Genomic DNA, 19,345 nt, shown 5'->3' with positions numbered 1-19,345 from the left:
CCCCGGTTCGACCTTCAGCGGTGCGGGTGCGGATGTGCCCGGATCCGCACCGCGGAGTGATCGGCGCTAGGGGAGGATCCGAGCATGGCCGACAACGTCGAGATCGATCGAGCTGCGCTCGAGCAGGCGAAGATGCTCCTCGACGGATCGATGGGCTCGTATCGCGCCTACGCAGAAGACACCTGGCGGCGAGACACCGGGGTCGAGAACCCATGTGGACGCACGCATCTGCGAGTCGCGCTCGAGAACGCGCTCGGCGCGGCGCTCATGAGGACGCGGGCCGAGACCGACGCGGGGCTTGACCTCAGTTCCCAGGTGCAATCGATCATCGATTCCTTCGAGGCGCTGGACGTCTCGCTCGGCAGCGGATGGGACGGTGACTATGTCGCTGACCTCTCCTGATCGCGGATGGCTGCTCGAGCACATCGACTACAACTCTGGCGCGCTCGAAGGTCTTCACCGAGCGTTGATCAGCATCGTGGACCACGCTGCTGACGCTCGCGTTGTGCTCCGCAACATCGACGGCGGTCTCGAAGGCCGCGGCGCCGCGATCGCGGACGTGCAGACTGACGCGGGGGACATCGCGGGCGACGTGGGACGCACAGTCGCGACTCTCGGCCGGATCGCGGAGGTGGTGCGCGGGTACGGTGAAGCAGTCAGCGCGCACGCTCGCGCCGCGAATGACCTCGTCGACGACATCGAGCGAGCACACCGAGCCGTCGCCGACGCCGAGGGGACGGCCGCGGAGGCCGCGAGCCGACAGACTGGACTCGCTGATGATGCGACCCCCGCGGAGGTCTCGCGGGCGGATGGGGCAGTCGAATCGGCCGCGGAGGATCTCGCTGCGCGCCGCCGCGAGCTCGCCGACCTGTGGGCGCAGTGGGAGGCGTCCTACGCCTTATGGGACGATGCCTACGGCTCGGCGCTGGCCGCGCTGGTCGCTGCCGACGTCAGCTCGCTGCCCGCCCATGTGCGATCGGCTATCGAGGCCCTTGCTCACGCCGACAGTCCCGCCGAGGTCGCGGAGATCTGGGCGAGTCTGACCGAGGAGCAGCGCACGGACCTCATCGACCGACGCGCGGAGTTCGTCGGCAACCTCGAGGGTGTTCCGTACGCGATCCGCTTCGCGGCGAACCGATCGGCGTTCGAACGAGTGCTCGACGGTGGTCCGTACGGCAAGCCCCTCGATGATCAGCTCGAACAACTCTCTCTCGAGCTTGGTGACGACCTCGGTGGTCAGTTGCTGATGTTCCATCCCTTCGAAGAGCCGCAGGCGACGGCGGCCGTCGTTTACGGCGCTTCGTCCGGCGATGATCCGTTCGCCGGTGTCACGAACGTCAATGCGCTGGTCGGAGGCATGTTCTCGGGCCTCGGAGATCTCGAGGCCTGGGGCCAGAGCGCCCGAGACCTCAACGTGTTCGCCGAGGCGTACGGTGACCCGGGCACGCGCTCGGTGAGCATCGCCTGGTACGGGTACGACTCTCCCAATCTGCTTACCGAACACACGATGGGGAGTGCGACCGAGGGGGCCGCCCGGCTGTCGTCGACCCTGCGCGGGCTCGACAACGAGGTCAGTTCGGCTGTGACGACATCTGTCATCGGCCACTCGTACGGCAGTACGACATCCTTCTTGGCCGTCGGAGGCGCCGGCGACGACCTGGGCGTCGATCGGCTCGTCGCTGTGGGATCGGCCGGTGTCCCCGACGGATACCACGCCAACTGGACCGGCGACGCGCCGATGGACTACTCCGGCACCGAGGTCTTCACGTCGCGCGCGCCCTGGGACTTCGTTGCCCGATACGGCGAGGTCAGCTCGTTCGGTCACGGGATGAATCCCGAGGACATCCCGGGCGCGACGACGTTCGAGAGCAACGGCGGGACCGCGCCGTCGCTGCAGGGCACACCGGAGGATGTCGCCGGCACGCCGGGCCACGCCGCGCACGACGGAGGCAACTCGATCATCGGGTGGTGGGAGAAAGGCAACGGCTACCTCTCTCGCGATTCCGAGTCATTCCGTAACATTGCGAACATCGTGGCCAATGGTGAGGTGCTGCAGTGAGCTGGCGGAGAAATCTGTTCGGAGTGACGATGACCGCCATGGCGGCCATCGTCCTGACGGGATGTGGAGCGACGGTGGCGCAACCGACGGGCGACGAGCTGTACCAGGAGGCGGAGAGCCTCTACTTCGATTTCCGCGAGACGACCAACGGCGTGCTGGCCGTCATCGATGACGGCCCGTGGGAGGTGCGGACGTACGGGATGACGCCATCCGGTGTCGGGTGCGGCGACGGCTGGAAGTTCGACCTGACGCGCACGACCACGATCGACCCGGCAGGGGTTGCCGGCAAGCGCGAGGCCGTCGCGCAGCACCTGGTGTCCGAAGGCTTCGAGGTCGACGGCATGGATCTCGATTCGGGCGAGGTCGCGTCTACGGACGTGATCGTCCGCGAGCAGGGCGTCTACTCCCTGCTGACGGTGACGCTGGTCGACAACGGGAATGTCGTCGTCACCGCCACTTCGCCGTGCAAGCCCGGCGACAAGTTCGAGCTCAGCCGGATGCTGTTCGGCAAGGGCCCCCTGCCTGAGGGGTATCTCCCCGACCGGGAATCTCCCTCCGACCCCCTGTTCTTCGGCACCGACCGCGGCGAGCGCTGACTCCCACCGGGACGTTCCACTCGCCAGAATCTGCGGGTCCGAAGCCCCGTGCATCCGCATCTTGTGGCGAGTCGACCCGATGGCGGGGGCTTGTCAAGGGCACCGGGTCGTGTGATTGCGCCTGAGTAGTGTGAGCCACACGAACAGGGGAGATCACATGCAGGCATGGCCGGGTTCCGCGTATCCGCTCGGAGCGACCTACGACGGGAACGGGACGAACTTCGCTCTCTTCAGCGAAGGCGCCGAGAAAGTGGAGCTGTGCCTCTTCGACGAGGACGGCACCGAGACATGCGTCGAGCTGCGCGATGTCGACGCCTTCGTGTGGCACGCCTATTTGCCGAACGTGCAGCCGGGCCAGCGCTACGGATACCGCGTGCACGGTCCGAACGATCCGGCCGACGGCAAGCGGTTCAACCCGAGCAAGCTGCTGCTCGACCCGTACGCCAAGGCCGTCGAGGGTCAGATCGACTGGGGACAGCCGGTGTTCGGCTACAACTTCGGCGAGCCGGACTCGTTCAACGACGAGGATTCGGCCGCCCACATGATGAAGGGCGTCGTCGTCAACCCGTTCTTCGACTGGGCAGGCGACCGTCAGCCGAAGATCCCGTACGCCGAGAGCGTCATCTACGAGGCTCACGTCAAGGGCCTGACGCAGCTGCACCCCGACATCCCCGAAGACATCCGCGGGACCTACGCCGGCCTCGCACACCCCGCCGTCATCGACCACCTCAAGAAGATCGGCATCACGGCGATCGAGCTGATGCCGGTGCACCAGTTCGTCAACGACTCCACGCTGCAGGAGAAGGGGCTGTCGAACTACTGGGGCTACAACACGATCGCGTTCTTCGCGCCCCAGAACACCTACTCGGCCACGGGCGACCACGGCCAGCAGGTGCAGGAGTTCAAGGCGATGGTCAAGGCGCTGCACGCCGCCGGCATCGAGGTCATCCTCGACGTCGTCTACAACCACACCGCCGAGGGCAACCACATGGGCCCGACCCTCTCGATGCGCGGCATCGACAACGAGGCCTACTACCGCCTCGAGGACGACGACAAGCGCTACTACACCGACTACACCGGCACCGGGAACAGCCTCAACGTCGGCAACCCGCACGCGCTGCAGCTGATCATGGACTCGCTGCGCTACTGGGTGACCGAGATGCACGTCGACGGCTTCCGCTTCGACCTCGCCGCGACCCTCGCACGCGAGTTCTACGACGTCGACCGGCTGTCGGCCTTCTTCGAGCTCGTGCAGCAGGACCCGATCGTCTCGCAGGTCAAGCTCATCGCCGAGCCGTGGGACATCGGTCCCGGCGGCTACCAGGTCGGCAACTTCCCGCCGCAGTGGACGGAGTGGAACGGCAAGTACCGCGACACCGTCCGCGACTTCTGGCGCGGCGAGGCGTCGACCCTCGGCGAGTTCGCCTCGCGCCTGACCGGTTCGGCCGACCTCTACGAGCACGACGGCCGGTGGCCGGTGGCCTCCATCAACTTCGTCACGGCGCATGACGGGTTCACGCTGCGCGATCTCGTGTCGTACAACGAGAAGCACAACGACGCCAATGGCGAGGACGGCAACGACGGCGAGTCGCACAACCGCTCGTACAACATGGGCGTCGAGGGACCCACCGACGACCCGCACGTGCTGACGATGCGCGCCCGGCAGCAGCGGAACTTCCTCGCGACGCTGCTGCTGAGCCAGGGCGTGCCGATGATCTGCCACGGCGACGAGCTCGGCCGCACCCAGCAGGGCAACAACAACGGTTACGCGCAGGACAACGAGCTGACCTGGATCCACTGGGATCAGGTCGACCAGCCGCTCATCGAGTTCACCGCAGCCCTCGCGCGTCTGCGTCGCCTGCACCCCACGTTCCGGCGCAGCCGCTTCTTCGACGGGCGCCCGGTGCGTCGCGAAGAGGGCGCCCCGGTGCCCGACATCATGTGGCTGCGCCCCGACGGCACGGCGATGCAGCCCGAGGACTGGGACTCCGGTTTCGGGCGCGCAGTCGGCGTCTTCCTCAACGGCGACGGCATCCGCGAGCGCGACCGTCGCGGCGAGGACATCTCCGACGACCACTTCTTCGTGCTGTTCAACGCCGGTGACGACGAGGTGGAGTTCACCGTCCCCTCCGACCAGTACGCCGACCGGTGGGAGGTGCTGATCGACACGAGCGGCGAGCTCGTCGGCACCGAGCCCCTCGAGGGCGGCAACGCGCTGCAGGTCCGGGCCAAGTCGCTCGTCGTCCTGGGCGAGTACACCGAACCCGAGCCCGAGACCGACCACTCGGTCGCGGCATCGCTCGCGGCGTACACGACGCCGATCGACATCATCCCCGCTGAGGCGCCGACCCCGGAGCTGCCCGGCCGATGACCGCTCCGATCTCGACCTACCGGCTGCAGATCCGTCCGGCGTTCGACCTCGCGGCCGCCGCCGAGGTCGCGGACTACCTCCGCGACCTCGGCGTCGACTGGGCCTACCTCTCGCCGCTCCTGGCAGCGGCGGAGGGGTCGGACCACGGCTACGACGTCGTCGACCCGACCATCGTCGACCCCCGCCGCGGCGGCGCCGAGGGGCTCGCGCGCTTCTCGGCCGCCGCCCGGGATGCCGGACTCGGTGTGCTCGTCGACATCGTGCCGAACCACCAGGGCGTCGCCGTCCCCGCTGAGAACCCCTGGTGGTGGGACGTCCTCCGCCACGGCCGCAGGTCGGCCCACGCCGAGGCGTTCGACATCGACTGGGAGCACGGCGGGGGCAAGGTCGGCCTGCCGATCCTCGGCTCCACGCTCCGCGAAGCCGTCGCTGCCGGTGAGATCGAGGTCGCGCCGGTGACGGCCGGCGAGGCGAATGGCGCCGAGGGCGTCGCCCGCTACTACGACCACGTGCTGCCGCTCGCCGACGGGACAGCACCCGCGGCCGCGACGACCGACCCGGCCACCGTGGACGCCGTGCTCGCCGCTCAGCACTGGCGTGCCGCGTTCTGGCGCGACGACGCGACCGAGCTGAACTACCGGCGCTTCTTCGCCGTGAACACGCTGGCCGGAGTGCGCGTCGACGTCCCGGCGGTCTTCGAGGCGAGCCACGTCGAGATCCTCCGCTGGCTGCGCGAGGGCTTGGCCGACGGTCTGCGCATCGACCACCCCGACGGCCTCGCCGACCCCGGCGGGTATCTCGAGCAGCTCGCCGCGGCGACCGGCGGCGCGTACGTCGTGGTCGAGAAGATCCTCGAGCACGCCGCCACCGACCATGCCGAGCAGCTGCCCTCCTGGTGGGCGACCGCCGGTACGACGGGGTACGACGCGATGGCCGAGATCGACCGCGTGCTCATCGACCCGGCGGGTGAGGGCCGGCTCGACGAGCTCGACGCGACACTCCGGTCGGCGGATGCTCCCGCGTCGTATGACGAGATCGTCCGCGAGGCCAAGCGTGCGGTCGCCGACACCCTGCAGGCCGCCGAGGTGGGCCGGCTCGTCCGCTGCCTGCCCGACGACGTGCGCGACGAGCTCGGAGAGGATGTCGCACGCGACGCGTTCGCCGAGCTCCTGACGAGCTTCTCGGTGTACCGCGTCTACCCGCCGGTCGGAGACGAGCTCGTCGCTGAGGCGGTCGCCGCGGCATCCGCATCCCGTCCCGATCTCGCCGACGCCATCGCGACCCTCGCCCCGCTGGTCACGGCGGGCGACACCGAGCTGAGCCGCCGATTCGGTCAGACGACTGGGCCGGTCATGGCCAAGGGCGTCGAAGACAGCGCGTTCTACCGGTATCCGCGTCTCGGCACGCTCACCGAGGTGGGTGGCGACCCCGGCGTCTTCTCGCTCGACGTCGCGGGCTTCCACCGCGCGCAGGCCCACCGCCAGGCGATGTGGCCGCACGCTCTCACGGCGCTGAGCACCCACGACACCAAGCGCAGCGAAGACGTCCGTGCCCGACTGTCGGTCATCGCCGAGATGCCCGAGCGGTGGTCCGACGCTCTCGGACGCCTGCGGACGATCGCCTCGACCGGCGACGGACGCCTCGACGACCTGCTCTGGCAGGCCATCGTCGGTGCGTGGCCCGCGTCGCCCGCGCGGCTGCGCGACTACGCCGAGAAGGCCTCGCGCGAGGGCGGCATCATCACGACCTGGACCGACCCCGATGAGGATGCCGAAGCCCGCATCGTCGCGCTGGTGGATGCCGCCACCTCGGGCGAGGCCCGAGCGGCGGTCGAGGAGGTCGTCGGTGAGCTGACCGCGCCCGGGCGATCGAACTCCCTCGCCGCCAAGCTGCTGCAGCTGACCGCACCCGGGGTGCCCGACGTCTATCAGGGCACCGAGCTGTGGGATCTCTCGCTCGTCGACCCCGACAATCGTCGCGACGTCGACTTCGTCGAGCGCCGCGAGCTGCTCGCGAAGCTCGACGGCGGGTGGCATCCCGAGATCGACGACTCCGGCGCGGCGAAGCTCCTCGTCGTGTCGCGGGCGCTGCGCCTGCGTCGCGATCGCCCCGAGCTGTTCACGCGGTACGCGCCGCTGCCCGTCGTCGGCCCTGCCGCAGAGCACGCCGTGGCCTTCGATCGGGGCGGTGCCGTGACCGTCGCGACGCGCCTGCCCGTCGGACTCGCCGCGCGCGGCGGATGGGGCGACACGGTCGTGATGGTTCCGCCGGGACGTCACACCGACCAGCTGACCGGCCGCGCCTGGGACGGCGGCGCCGTGCGGCTGGCCGACCTGCTCGACACGTACCCGGTGGCTCTGCTGGCCGCCGAACGTCCGACCGGTGCACGTCCCACCGCCCAACGTCCCACCGCCCCAGAGGAGAACGCATGATCGAGGTATGGGCGCCGCGCCCCGAGCGGGTGCGGCTCCGTCGACCGGATGCCGCCGATGTCGAGCTCTCCCGCTCGGCGGACGGCTGGTGGTCGGCCGACGTCGACCTCGCCCCGGGAGACCGATACGGCTTCGTCCTCGGTGACGGCGACGACGCGCGCCCCGATCCGCGCTCGCGCCAGCAGCCCGACGGCGTGCACGGCCTGTCTGCGGTCGATGACCCGTCGTCGTTCGCGTGGACCGATCAGGCCTGGACGGGGCGGACGCTCGCGGGTGGGATCATCTACGAGCTGCACATCGGCACCTTCACGAGCGCCGGCACGCTCGACGCGGCCATCGCTCGACTCGACCATCTCGTCGAGCTCGGCGTGACCCACATCGAGCTGCTGCCGGTGAACGCGTTCAACGGCACCCACAACTGGGGGTACGACGGGGTGCTCTGGTACGCCGTGCAGGAGAGCTACGGCGGGCCGGAGGCCTACCGGCGGTTCGTGGATGCCGCCCACGCGGCCGGTCTCGCCGTCATCCAGGACGTCGTCTACAACCACCTCGGACCATCCGGCAACTATCTGCCCGAGTACGGCCCCTACCTTCGCGACGGCCGCCGCAACACCTGGGGTGACAGCGTCAACCTCGACGAGGACGCGGTGCGCGAGTACATCATCGGCAACGCCGAGATGTGGCTCCGCGACTTCCACGTCGACGGGCTGCGGCTCGACGCCGTGCACGCGCTGCACGACGACGACAGCCCGCTCCACATCCTCGGCGAGATCGCCGACCGGGTCGACGCGCTCAGCACGCACCTCGGGCGCCCGCTCACGCTCATCGCCGAGAGCGACATGAACGATCCCGTCATGATCCTGCCGCGCGAGGCCGGTGGTCATGGGATGACGGCGCAGTGGTCGGACGACTGGCACCATTCCGTGCACGTCGCGCTCACGGGTGAGACGGTGGGATACTACGCCGACTTCGACGCGCTCGATGCCGTTCCCAAGACCTGGAACGAGGGGTTCTTCCACGACGGCACGTATTCGTCGTTCCGGGGTCGCGAGCACGGGCGGCCGATTCCGCCGGAGTCGCCGTCGTGGCGGCTCGTCACCTTCGCGCAGGATCACGACCAGATCGGCAACCGTGCGGCGGGCGACCGGCTCTCGGCGACGCTCGATGCCGACCGGCTCGCCGTGGCGGCCGTCCTGACGCTGACGGCGCCGGGAACCCCGATGCTGTTCATGGGCGAGGAGTGGGGGGCGTCCACTCCGTGGCAGTTCTTCACCTCGCACCCTGAGCCGGAGCTCGCCGAGGCGACGGCCGCGGGCCGCAAGCAAGAGTTCGCCGAGATGGGGTGGGACGAGGACCTTGTGCCCGACCCCAACGACCCGGCGACGTTCCTGCGGTCGAAGCTCGACTGGACCGAGACCGACGAAGGCGATCATGCCCGCCTGCTAGCGCTGTACCGCGAACTGGGCCGACTGCGCCGCTCGGTGCCCGACCTGACCGACCCCCGGTTCACCGCGCGCGGCGCCGGAGCGACCGAGGGCGAGGGCGGCCGGCTGTACGACCTGCAGCGCGGACGCGCACGCGTGCTAGTCAACCTGTCGACGGAGCCGTGGCGGGTCGAGCTGAGCGGTGACCGCGTCTGGCTCGAGACGCTTCCGAGCCGGACCGCCGACGAGCTGCTCGTCGTCGAGCCGAACTCGGCCGTCATCGTGGGGCCGGATCTGTCAAGCGGATGACCGGGCGCGGCGCCCGATCTACCGTGGGGGAATGAGCACCACAGCGCACCACGCCGCCCGGCCCCCGCGGACGCCGTCCGACCTCGTGCGGCAGATCGCCGTGATCTCGGCCGTCGTCTTCATGATCATCGCCGCGATGGTCGGGACGGGGCTCTTCGGCGGGACGAACGTGCGCGACCTGCAGGGCGGCGCGCTCGACGCCGACTCGACGGTGCTCGCGCCCGGGACGCAGGCGTTCAGCATCTGGTCGGTCATCTACCTGTTCATGGTCGGCTACACGATCTGGCAGGCGCTGCCGTCGCAGCGCTCGCGCGACCGGCAGCGGCTGGTGGGGTGGTGGATCGCGCTGACCGCCGTGCTCAACGGGGGATGGCTGCTCGCGGCGCAGTTCACGACGCTGCCGGTGACGGTCGTCGCGATCGTGGCGTTGCTCGCCGCACTCGGGTGGACGTTCCGTCTTCTCGTGCGCTCGCGGCCGCAGTCGGTCGGCGACCGCCTGCTCATGGATGCCACGGTGGGCCTGCACCTCGGGTGGGTGTCGCTGGCCACGGTCGCGAACGTCACCGCCTGGCTCAGCCGGACCGTGCCCGAGTCGTGGGGCATGCAGGCCGACGCGTGGGGTGTCGCCGTGCTCGTGGTCGTCGCCGCCATCGGCGTCGGCATCGCCGCCTTCTCGCGCGGACGCCCCTCGCCGATCATCGCGCTGTCGTGGGGTCTGGCGTGGATCGCGATCGCCCGCACGACCGATCAGCCCCACTCCGCACCGGTCGCCGTCGCCGCCGTCGCCGTCATCGTGGTGGTGGTGGCCGCCGCGGCGGTCACGGCCTGGCGCGCGAACGGTCGCGAGCACCGCGGCATCCTGCGCCGTCCCCGCACCGCCTGACTGCCGGTCCGCACCGCCCGACCGGCCGCGCCGATACATCCGTCGGACTCGTGGTGCTGGTGTCGCCGCGATCGACGTCGGAGGCGACATCCGCACCGCCGATCCGACGGCTGTATCGCACCCGCCGTCAGAACGCGGCGGCGAAGGCGGCGAGGAAGCGGCTCGGCTCGGTCACGGGCGCCGCGAGTACTCGGGCCGCGACGCGGTCGTAGTCTGCCGCGTCGAAGTAGCCGTCGTTGCGGTACACCGTCATGCGCTCGGTGAAGTCTCGCGGTGTCGGCTCGGGGTGGAACTGCGTGGCGTACAGGCGGTCACCCACCCGGTAGGCCTGCACCGGGCAGTCGTCGTTCGTGGCGAGCAGGACGGCTCCGGCGGGCAGTGTCTCGGTGCCCTCCTTGTGCGCGGTGAGCGCGGTGAAGGTCGGGCTGAGGGAACCGAGCAGGGGGTCGGCGCGGCCGGCATCCGTCAGGGTCACGTTCGTCGGTCCGGTGTCCTCGGGGTAGTCGCGTGAGATCGTGCCGCCGAGGTGGGTCGTGGCCACGCCGATGCCGAAGCAGGTGAACAGCGCCGCCGTCCGCCCGGATGCCGCTGCCTCGGCGATGCGCGCGAGGTCGGCCTCCAGTCGCAGCTGTCCCTCCGGCTTCGCCGCCGGATCGTCGGTGGCGTTGAACGGACTGCCGCCGACGACGAAACCGCGCCAGCGGTCGAACGCGTCGTCGGGCAGCGGATCGCGCGTCAGGTCGACGCGCTCGAGCCCGGATTCATCGAGGCCCATCGCGGTGCGGAACGACGCGTACTCCGCCTCCGCGGCCTCCCGCTGCGGGCGCACGCAGACGTACACGAGCGGGGCCATGCCGAAAGTCTATGGTCCGCACCGAACCCGGCCGGTGGGGATGACCTTCCGTGACGGGCGGGGGACAATGGCCCGATGACCGTCCGCGTGATCATCACCGACCCCGCCGAGCTCCTCGCGACGCTCGACCGGCTGGACGCCGTCGCCGCACCCCGGGGCTGGCGGGTGCGCCGGCCGGCCGACGCGGCGGGGGTCGAGGCGCGGGCGCGGGACGCTCGCGCGGCCATGCGGCTGCCGGCTCCGGTCGTGGTCGATCTCGAGACGGATCCGGATGCCGTCGCAGCGGACGATCCGATCGACGCGGCCGCCCTGCTGGCGCGCACGCCCGTGCGCGGAGCGATCCCGGACGGAGCGCGGCGGCTGCACGGGGCGTGATCCGCGGCGCTCATGGGGTGCGTGCCGGCGTGTCAGCGCGTGAGCGCCGCAGCGTATCAGCGCGACGAGTTCGCGGTGCGGCCGCGGACGATGCCGATGAACGTCTCTACGAGCGGGGTCGTGGCCTCGGCCCGCCAGGCGAGCGCAACGGTCGAGGTGGGAGCGTCGACCACGGGTCGGTAGGTCGCGTCATTGCGATGGTGCAGCCGCGCGAGCGACATGGGCACGAGCACGATCCCGACACCTGTCGCCGCCGTCGCGACCGCATCCTCCGTCGTGGCCAGCCGGGCGAAGGCCGGAGCGACGGCGCCGGGCACCTCGAGGTCGAGGGCGTCGTCACCGGGGACCATCACGACCTCTCCCGCGAGATCGGCGAGGGTCAGCTCGTCGGCGGCGGTGAGCGCGGAGTCGACGCTGCACACGGCGACGGTGGTCTCGTCGTAGAGCGGGATCACGCTCAGCCCGTCGCGGTCGATCGGCAGCCGCACGAGCGCCGCGTCGACGTCGCCGCCCGCGAGGGCCGCAGCCTGATCGGCGAATCCGACGGTGACGAGGTCGAGCGGGTTGCCCGGCATCCGCTGCTTCCACACGTCGATCCACTTGCCGGGCGTGGCACCGGGGGCGGCGCCGAGGCGGAAGGCGCCGAGCGCGCTGAGGTCCGGCGCAGCGGCATCCGTCTCGCGCCGGCTTCCCGAGGTGCGGTCGGTTCTGCGGGCGGCGGGCCGCTGTCCGGATGCCGCGGCGCCACGGCGCCCGGGGGCACCGCCGCCTCGGCCGCCGCTACGCGCGGGGCGGCCCGAGGAACGTCCGGGTGTCATGCCTGAAGCGTATCCCGGGGCAGACACGATCGGCGGGCCCGCGCGCTGCGGGCCCGCCGATCGTCGACGCTGCGGCGGCTACCGCTGGCGGGTCACGCGGCCAGACGGAGCCCGCGCTGGTCGGTCGCCACGTGCTCGCCGTCGGCGATGTTCTCGTCGTCGCCGATGAGAGAGCCGCCCGCCACGTGCGCGTGCGCGCCGATGAACGCGCGGATGCCGATCTTCGCCCGCGGACCGATGGCGGCGCCGGAGCCGACGTGCGCGTGCGGCGCGATCTCGACGTTCGGGCCGATGACGGCCTCGCGCTCGATCCACACGCCGCGGCCGATGTGAACGCCCGCCGCGACCTGGACTCCGGGTTCGACGTAGGCGCCTGCTTCGACCAGTGCGGTCGGGTGCACCTTGGCCCCGTTCGCGATCAAGCCCCGACCGTTCGCGTGCTTGCGATAACGCAGCGTCTCTCCGCGGTCGTTCTCGATGTCGATGTAGTTCTTGCCCACGATCCCCTCCGACAGTTCCGGGTCCGGTACTGAGTACTGGAAACAACCCCGCGACCCGCGTTTTCATTCCCACGAATCATTCGGAGCGGCAGGTCGACCGGTTTGCTGGAACAAGCGTGCGATGCGCAGCCGCTGAGGTCGAAGGGGTGTGCGAGCTGACCTTCGCGCGATAACATGCCCGGCTCGCGCCGCGGTGACCCCCGCGGGCGCCGCCGTTTGCGAGGATGGGCGGGTGGAGCCTTCTCGTGCACCGTCGACAGGACCGTCGCTCGTCTTCGAGGCCGCGCTGACGCGCCACACCCGCGCGGAGGACCTGCTCGGGATCGTGACCGGCACGTTCGTGGCATCCCTCGGGCTGTACCTCCTGCAGTCGTCCGGCTCGGTCACCGGCGGCACCGCCGGCCTCGCGCTGCTCCTTGGCTACGCGACCGGATGGTCGTTCCCGGTGCTGTTCGCTGTCGTGAACGCGCCGTTCGCGGCGCTGGCCCTGTGGAAGAAGGGTGTGTCGTTCACGATCCGCACTTTCGTCTCGATCGGCCTGGTCTCGGCGTTCACCTTCGTGCACCAGCACCTGCTCGAGTTCGCCAGCATCGAACCGATCTACGGCACGCTCGGCGGCAATCTGCTCGCCGGCGTCGGGCTGCTGATCCTGTTCCGGCACCGTTCGAGCCTCGGCGGAGTGAACATCATCGCCCTCGTGCTGCAGGAGCGAATGGGCTTCAGCGCCGGATGGACCCAGATGATCTTCGACGTCGTGATCATCGCGTCCGCGTTGCTGGTGCTGCCGTGGCGCGCCGTGCTGCTGAGTGCCGCCGGCGCGGTCGTGCTGAGCGTCGTGCTCGTGCTGAACCACCGCCCCGGTCGGTACATCGGCCGCTGAGCGCTCTCTCGCTCGGCGTGCGCTCAGGTCTGGCCGCGCGTCAGGTCTGGCAGCGCGGGCACCAGAAGATGTTGCGCTCGCTCGTGGGCAGCGCTCCGATCTCGCCGGCGCGGATCAGCGTCCCGCACCGGCGGCACGGCTTGTTCTCGCGGCCGTAGACCCACATCCGCTGGCCGGGCCGGTCGTTGCCGGTGAAGGTGCGCGCCGCGCGATCGCGATTGGCGTGGATCATCCGGTACCCGGTCTCGAGCACGGCGGTCGCGTCGATCTGGGTGGCAGGCGTCGTGGGCAGGATGCCGCGCACGAAGAGCAGCTCGTTCGCGTAGACGTTTCCGAAGCCGGCGACGTTCCGCTGGTCGAGCAGGGCGACGTGGGCGGCACGTTCATCCGTGCCCACGCGCCGCGCCGCTTCGGCCAGGTCCCAGTCGGGACCGAGCAGGTCGGGCCCGAGGTGGCCGACGAGTCGGTCCTCCTCGGCGGTCGGGAGGACCTCGACCATCGCGAGCTCGAAGCCGACGGCATCCCGGTCGCGCGTTCCGACGATCGCGCGTGCCTGGAAGGCGGGCGCCCGCCAGCGCTCACCGTGCCGGTAGACGTGCCAGCGGCCCTCCATCTTCAGGTGCGAGTGCAAGCTGAATGCGCCCATGCGCAGCAGCAGGTGCTTGCCGCGGGCGATGGACGACGAGACGGTCTCGCCGCGCAGGTCGGCTGTCGCACTGCCGGGAACACGGACGTCGAAGCGCGTGACCTCCTGACCGACGAGCGCCTCACCCAGCTTCCGCGCCGCCCGGAAGACGGTGTCACCCTCAGGCACGCTCGCCGCTTCCCGACATCGCCGCCCGCGAGCCCGCGGTCAGTCGGCGCAGCGTGAGGCCGCGCGACGACTCGACGAAACCGCCCGCACGCAGCGCCCGCCCGGTCGGGGTGTTGTAGACGAACTCGCCGTTGACCTGCTCGACGGTGAGTGTGTCGAGGCGCCGTGCCTGAGCCGTTCTCACGAGATCGGCTGCGGCCGCGGTCAGCACCTCCTCGTCGTCGGTGAAGGCGAGCGCCGAACGCCCGCCGCGCTCGAGATAGAGCACGAGCGCACCGTCGACGAGCACCACGACGCCGCCGGCCTTCCGGCCCGGTCGATGCGAGACGCCCTCGAGCGCCGGCCAGCCGAGGGCTGCACCGTAGGGATTCGCCGGGTCGGTCGCGGCCAGTGTGACCGCGCGCCGCGGCGGCGGATCGGGGAGCGCTGCGAACTCACGCAGGCGGTCGACGGTGACGGATGCCGCGAACTGCGCGGCGCCGAGGGTCTCGATGACATAGCCGCGGCGGCAGTGGCCCGCCTCTTCGAAGCCCGCGAGAACGCGATAGACCTGCGCGAAACCGCCGGGAACACCCTCGGACTGCACGCTGCCCCGGGTGACGACGCCGTAGCGGTCGAGCAGGAGCCCCGCCGATGCCGTTACGCGGAGCGATGGATCGGGCTCGACGGCGGGCAGGAGCGACCACCGGCCGCCGAGCGTCGACGGGCGCGGCGCCGCCGGCGTAGTGGGGCGCGCCAGAGGTGTGCCGCGGTACAGGCGGGACCGCGGTGTGCGGCGGGCGCTGCGGTGAGCCTGCGATCCGCCCGAGAGGAGGGAGCGCACCGGCGTGAACGTGTCGTTGGTCAGCCGGCCCGCCCACGCGAGACGCCAGAGCGCGTCGAGCACGCTCTGCTCGTTGGGGGCGCCGATCGCGGCGACGAGCTGCCCCGCGAACCAGCCGCCGCCGACGGCGAGAGCCTCGAGGATACGGACGTCGAGATCGCCTGCGGTCGACGACTCGTCGGCCTCGGAGTCGGCGTCGGCCAGCGCGAGCGTGAGGGGAGCCATGTCGGCAGGATGGAGCGCGATCCAGCCGTCGCGCCCGGGCAGAGTGCCGTGCCCGGACCACACGACCTCGCCGGTGGCGGTGAGCTCGTCGAGCATTCCCGGCGCGTAGTCACGCACCCGCGAGGGAAGGATGAGCGACTCCCACGCGCTCGCGGGAATCGGGACACCGGCGAGCTGCTCGATCACGGCGGCGACGCCGTCGACGCCCTCCAGCGGCCGGGTGACGTGCTGCCACACGGGCAGGAACCGCGCGAACGCCTCGGGCGACACCGGCTCGACGCTGCCCCGGATCGCCGCGAGCGACCGCATCCGCAGCCGGCGCAGCACCTCGGAGTCGCACCATTCGAGGTCGTCGGCCTCGCTGCCGGAGCTCTCGGGCAGGAAGTAGCCGCTCGCGATGCGCCCCTGCGACTCGAGCCGCTGCAGCGTCTGACGCGCCACGGCGGTGCCGATGCCGAGCCGCGTCGCGACATCCGCGGTGCGGAACGGCCCATGCGTTCGTGCATGGCGTGCGACGAGATCGGCGAGGGGGTCGACGACCGGCTCGAGGAAGGCGGTGGGGATTCCCACGGGGAGCGCCGCGCCCAGCGCGTCGCGCAGGCGTCCGGCATCCTCGATCGCCGCCGTCCGCTGCACGCCTGCGATCGTGACCGGGATCGCGCGGCGGGCGGTCACGAGCTGTTGCAGCAGGTCGGCGGCCTCGGCGACGCGGTGCGCGGGAGGGGAGCCCCCGTCCGCAGGAGCGGGCGCGGCGTGCGCGTCCTCCGCTGTGCCGGTCTCCTCCGCTGTGCCGGTGCCGGCGGACTCTTCGAGGCGTGCTGCGACCTCGTCGGCGGCGAGCGGGCCCAGGATGCGGAGCAGATCGGCGACGCCCTCGACCCCGCGCGCGCGTCTGTCGGGGGCCAGACGCTGCGCCTCGCGCTCGAACTGGGCGATGACCTCGGGGTCGAGCAGCTCGCGCATCTCGACCTTGCCGAGGAGCTCCGAAAGCAGCGCGGGATCGACGGACAGAGCCGCGGCGCGGCGTTCGGCGAGCGGTGAATCGCCCTCGTACATGAACGCGCCGACGTAGCCGAAGAGCAGATCGCGAGCGTACGGCGACGGCTGCGACGTGGTCGTCTCGACGAGACGGATGCGGCGGTCGGCGATGCTGCGCGTGATGCGCAGGAGTGCCGGCAGGTCGTAGACGTCCTGCAGCACTTCGCGGAGCGTCTCGAGGATGATCGGGAACGACGGATGCCGCCGCGCGACCTCGAGCAGCTGCGCCGACCGCTGCCGCTGCTGCCACAGCGGCGCGCGCTTGTTCGGGTTCAGTCTCGGCAGCAGCAGGGCGCGGGCCGCGCACTCCCGAAAGCGCGAGGCGAACAGCGCGGAGCCGCCGACCTCGTCGGTGACGATCTGTTCGAGTTCGTCGGCGTCGAAGACGAAGAGGTCGGCGCCGGGCGGTTCGGCAGCCGCGTCGGGGACGCGCGCGATGATGCCGTCATCGCTCGCGACGGCCGCGCCTTCGACCCCGAGACGCTCGCGGATGCGTGCGTTGACGGCCAGCGCCCACGGAGCGTGCACGTGCATGCCATACGGGGAATGCAGGATGACGCGCCAGTCGCCGACCTCGTCGCGGGAGCGCTCGACGGTCAGCGTTCGGTCGGTGGGCAGGCTGCCGGTGGCCTCGCGCTGCTCGGCGAGGTGAGCCAGGAGGTTCTCGATCGCATAGTCGTCGAGCCCCGATTCGCGCAGCCGCTCGGACGCCTTCTCGGGGCCGGCTGCCGACACCTCGCGGCTGAACTTTCCCAGCGCCTCGCCGAGCTCGGCCGGGCGCCCCAGGCCGTCGCCGTGCCAGAAGGGGAGCTTGCCCGGTTGGCCGAACGCGGGCACGACGTTGACCCGGTCATGCGTGATCTCGACGATGCGCCAGCTGGTCGTACCGAGAGTGAACACGTCGTTGACGCGCGACTCGTAGACCATCTCCTCGTCGAGCTCGCCGACGCGCGCGTTACGGCTTTCGCCGGCGACGAAGACCCCGAACAGCCCGCGATCGGGGATCGTGCCACCGCTCGTGACAGCGATGCGCTGCGCGCCGGGGCGCCCCGTGAGCGTGCCCTGATCGCGGTCCCACACCAGCCGCGGGCGCAGCTCGGCGAACTCGTCGGAGGGGAAGCGGCCCGCGAGCAGATCGAGCGTCGCTTCGTACGCCGAGCGGGGGAGCGTGCGGAAGGGCGCGCTGCGCCGAACCGTCTCGAACCAGGCCTCGACCTCGATCGTGCCGGTCGCGCACGCGGCGATCGTCTGCTGAGCGAGGATGTCGAGGGGGTTCTGCGGAACCGCGATCGCCTCGATCTTGCCCGCCAGCATCCGCTCGGTGACGACGGCGGTATGCAGCACGTCGCCGCGGTGCTTGGGGAACAGCGCCGCGCGGCTGACCTCGCCGACCTGGTGGCCGGCGCGTCCGACGCGCTGGAGTCCGGATGCCGCCGACGGCGGCGCCTCGACCTGGATGACGAGGTCGACCGCGCCCATGTCGATGCCGAGCTCGAGGCTCGAGGTCGCGACGACGCAGCGGAGCACGCCCGACTTGAGCTCGTCTTCGACCTGAGCGCGCTGCTCCTTCGACACCGAGCCGTGGTGCGCCTTCGCGAGCACCGGCTCGGCGCCGGCGGAGGCGCCGGCCTGCGCCCCCCCGTTCGCCCCTCCGGACGCCGCTTTCGCGCCGCCCGGAGCCTCCGCTCCGTGGGCCCACATGCCCGCGGGGACGGCGGGCTCGGGAAGGTCGCCCCCGAGACGCTCGGTGTAGATCTCGTTCAGGCGTCCGGTCAGGCGCTCGGCGAGGCGACGCGAGTTCGAGAACACGATCGTCGAGCGGTGCTGCAGGATGCGGTCGACGATCGCCTCCTCGACGTGAGGCCAGACCGACCCGGTGACCTCCGTCGCCTGCGGCGCGCGGTACCAGGCCCCGTCGCCATCGTCATCTTCGCCGTCGTCGTCCCCGTCGTCGCGGCCGCTCGGAGCGCTGGCGGCACCCGCATCCTCGGCGCCGGGCGGGGCCGGGGGATGCAGCATGTCGGGGATCGGCACGACGACATTGAGATCGAACGCCTTCGACGCCTTCGGGGCGACGATCTCGACCGGAGCGGCGCCGCCGAGGAAGCGCGCCACCTCGTCGATCGGACGCACGGTGGCCGAGAGGCCGATGCGCTGCGCCGGCTTCTCGAGCAGCGCATCGAGGCGTTCGAGGCTGACGGCAAGGTGCGCACCGCGCTTCGTGGCCGCCACCGCGTGCACCTCGTCGACGATGACGGTGTGGACGCCGCGCAGCGTCTCGGATGCCTGCGACGTGAGCATCAGGTAGAGCGACTCGGGCGTCGTGATGAGGATGTCGGGTGGTCGGGCGACCAGGGCGCGCCGGTCGGCTGAGGAGGTGTCGCCCGATCTCACTCCGACCGTCACGTCGGGGACGGGCTGACCGAGGCGGCGCGCCGACTGTCCGATGCCGACGAGGGGCGACCGCAGGTTGCGCTCGACGTCGACGCCCAGCGCCTTCAGCGGTGAGACGTACAGGACGCGGGTGTCGGCCGGCGCGGCATCCGCCTTTCTGCGCTTCGCCGGTTTGTCATCGACGGGGCCGGCCGCCACCTTGTCGCGGAAGATGCGGTCGATCGCCCACAGGAACGCCGAGAGCGTCTTGCCCGAGCCGGTCGGGGCGACCACGAGGGCGTGCTTGCCGGCGGAGATGGCCTCCCACGCACCGGCCTGCGCCGACGTGGGCTGGGAGAACGCGCCACGGAACCAGTCCGCGGTGGGCGCGGAGAATCGGGCGAGCACATCGGCCATGCCTTCATCTTCGCGCGGACCTCCGACATCGGCGCGGCCTTGCGCCCGCGGCATCCGCCGTGCCAGCCCCGCCCGGCCCCGCCCGGAGCCCCCCGGTGCCCCGCATTGTCCCGCTCAGCCCCGCGAGGTCCCAGTTGAGCCGGGAACAGGACGGA

Annotated in this window: 14 protein-coding genes; 9 read left to right on the top strand and 5 right to left on the bottom strand. The window is 71.1% G+C overall.

Translation table 11 applies throughout. The features are described from left to right. Nucleotides 1-84: 84 nt before the first annotated feature. From C3481_RS14315 to C3481_RS14285, 7 genes are all read left to right on the top strand, one after another. Nucleotides 85-402, top strand: coding sequence for a hypothetical protein (locus tag C3481_RS14315; protein ID WP_064955500.1), 318 nt, complete (start codon nucleotides 85-87; stop codon nucleotides 400-402). Further along, on the top strand, nucleotides 383-2,059 hold the full coding sequence (locus C3481_RS14310; RefSeq protein ID WP_103842982.1) for an alpha/beta hydrolase: 1,677 nt from the start codon (nucleotides 383-385) through the stop codon (nucleotides 2,057-2,059). Before C3481_RS14315 ends, C3481_RS14310 begins: the two co-directional genes overlap by 20 nt. 38 nt (nucleotides 2,060-2,097) lie before the next feature. Beyond that, entirely contained in the window at nucleotides 2,098-2,655 is a 558-nt protein-coding gene (locus C3481_RS14305) for a hypothetical protein (protein ID WP_088380742.1), read from the top strand. 157 nt (nucleotides 2,656-2,812) lie between these two features. Next, complete coding sequence (gene glgX / locus C3481_RS14300) at nucleotides 2,813-5,026, top strand: glycogen debranching protein GlgX (RefSeq protein WP_023953927.1); 2,214 nt, start codon at nucleotides 2,813-2,815, stop codon at nucleotides 5,024-5,026. Continuing rightward, nucleotides 5,023-7,458, top strand: a complete 2,436-nt coding sequence (treY, locus tag C3481_RS14295) for a malto-oligosyltrehalose synthase (RefSeq protein WP_103842980.1) — start codon at nucleotides 5,023-5,025, stop codon at nucleotides 7,456-7,458. Before glgX ends, treY begins: the two co-directional genes overlap by 4 nt. Continuing rightward, the gene (gene treZ, locus C3481_RS14290; RefSeq protein ID WP_103842978.1) at nucleotides 7,455-9,191 is read left to right on the top strand and encodes a malto-oligosyltrehalose trehalohydrolase; all 1,737 of its coding nucleotides are present in this window, start codon (nucleotides 7,455-7,457) and stop codon (nucleotides 9,189-9,191) included. The genes treY and treZ overlap by 4 nt, the downstream gene beginning before the upstream one ends. 31 nt (nucleotides 9,192-9,222) lie before the next feature. Beyond that, the gene (locus C3481_RS14285; RefSeq protein WP_088380738.1) at nucleotides 9,223-10,074 is read left to right on the top strand and encodes a tryptophan-rich sensory protein; all 852 of its coding nucleotides are present in this window, start codon (nucleotides 9,223-9,225) and stop codon (nucleotides 10,072-10,074) included. 127 nt (nucleotides 10,075-10,201) lie between these two features. Here the strand turns inward: C3481_RS14285 and C3481_RS14280 are convergent, their stop codons facing one another. After that, the gene (locus tag C3481_RS14280) at nucleotides 10,202-10,927 is read right to left on the bottom strand and encodes a GMP synthase (protein WP_103842976.1); all 726 of its coding nucleotides are present in this window, start codon (nucleotides 10,925-10,927) and stop codon (nucleotides 10,202-10,204) included. A gap of 75 nt (nucleotides 10,928-11,002) precedes the next feature. Here C3481_RS14280 and C3481_RS14275 point away from each other — a divergent pair, with 75 nt between their 5' ends. After that, entirely contained in the window at nucleotides 11,003-11,302 is a 300-nt protein-coding gene (locus C3481_RS14275) for a hypothetical protein (protein ID WP_103842974.1), read from the top strand. Between the two features lie 56 nt (nucleotides 11,303-11,358). On the opposite strand, the gene C3481_RS14270 is transcribed toward C3481_RS14275, so the two are convergent. Together C3481_RS14270 and C3481_RS14265 are read right to left on the bottom strand one after the other, a co-directional pair. Continuing rightward, entirely contained in the window at nucleotides 11,359-12,120 is a 762-nt protein-coding gene (locus C3481_RS14270; protein WP_103842972.1) for a LysR family substrate-binding domain-containing protein, read from the bottom strand. 92 nt (nucleotides 12,121-12,212) lie between these two features. Then, nucleotides 12,213-12,620 carry a UDP-3-O-(3-hydroxymyristoyl)glucosamine N-acyltransferase gene (locus C3481_RS14265; RefSeq protein ID WP_023953942.1) on the bottom strand — a complete coding sequence of 136 codons (408 nt, stop codon included), beginning with the start codon at nucleotides 12,618-12,620 and terminating at the stop codon, nucleotides 12,213-12,215. A 232-nt stretch (nucleotides 12,621-12,852) separates the two neighbouring features. On the opposite strand from C3481_RS14265, the gene C3481_RS14260 reads away from it, so the two are divergent. Next, complete coding sequence (locus C3481_RS14260) at nucleotides 12,853-13,500, top strand: YitT family protein (protein ID WP_103842970.1); 648 nt, start codon at nucleotides 12,853-12,855, stop codon at nucleotides 13,498-13,500. A gap of 40 nt (nucleotides 13,501-13,540) precedes the next feature. Here C3481_RS14260 and C3481_RS14255 read toward each other — a convergent pair whose 3' ends face one another. Beyond that, nucleotides 13,541-14,314, bottom strand: coding sequence for a DNA-formamidopyrimidine glycosylase family protein (locus tag C3481_RS14255; protein ID WP_088380735.1), 774 nt, complete (start codon nucleotides 14,312-14,314; stop codon nucleotides 13,541-13,543). After that, nucleotides 14,307-19,190: a DEAD/DEAH box helicase gene (locus tag C3481_RS14250; protein ID WP_103842968.1), complete on the bottom strand. Its 4,884-nt coding sequence runs from the start codon at nucleotides 19,188-19,190 to the stop codon at nucleotides 14,307-14,309. Before C3481_RS14250 ends, C3481_RS14255 begins: the two co-directional genes overlap by 8 nt. Nucleotides 19,191-19,345: the final 155 nt, after the last annotated feature.

Origin of the sequence: Microbacterium sp. Ru50 (assembly GCF_002920555.1) — a bacterium.
Lineage (GTDB): Bacteria > Actinomycetota > Actinomycetes > Actinomycetales > Microbacteriaceae > Microbacterium > Microbacterium arborescens.
The sequence above is the reverse complement of the archived record's forward strand: the minus strand, read 5'-3'. Positions and strand labels throughout refer to the sequence as shown.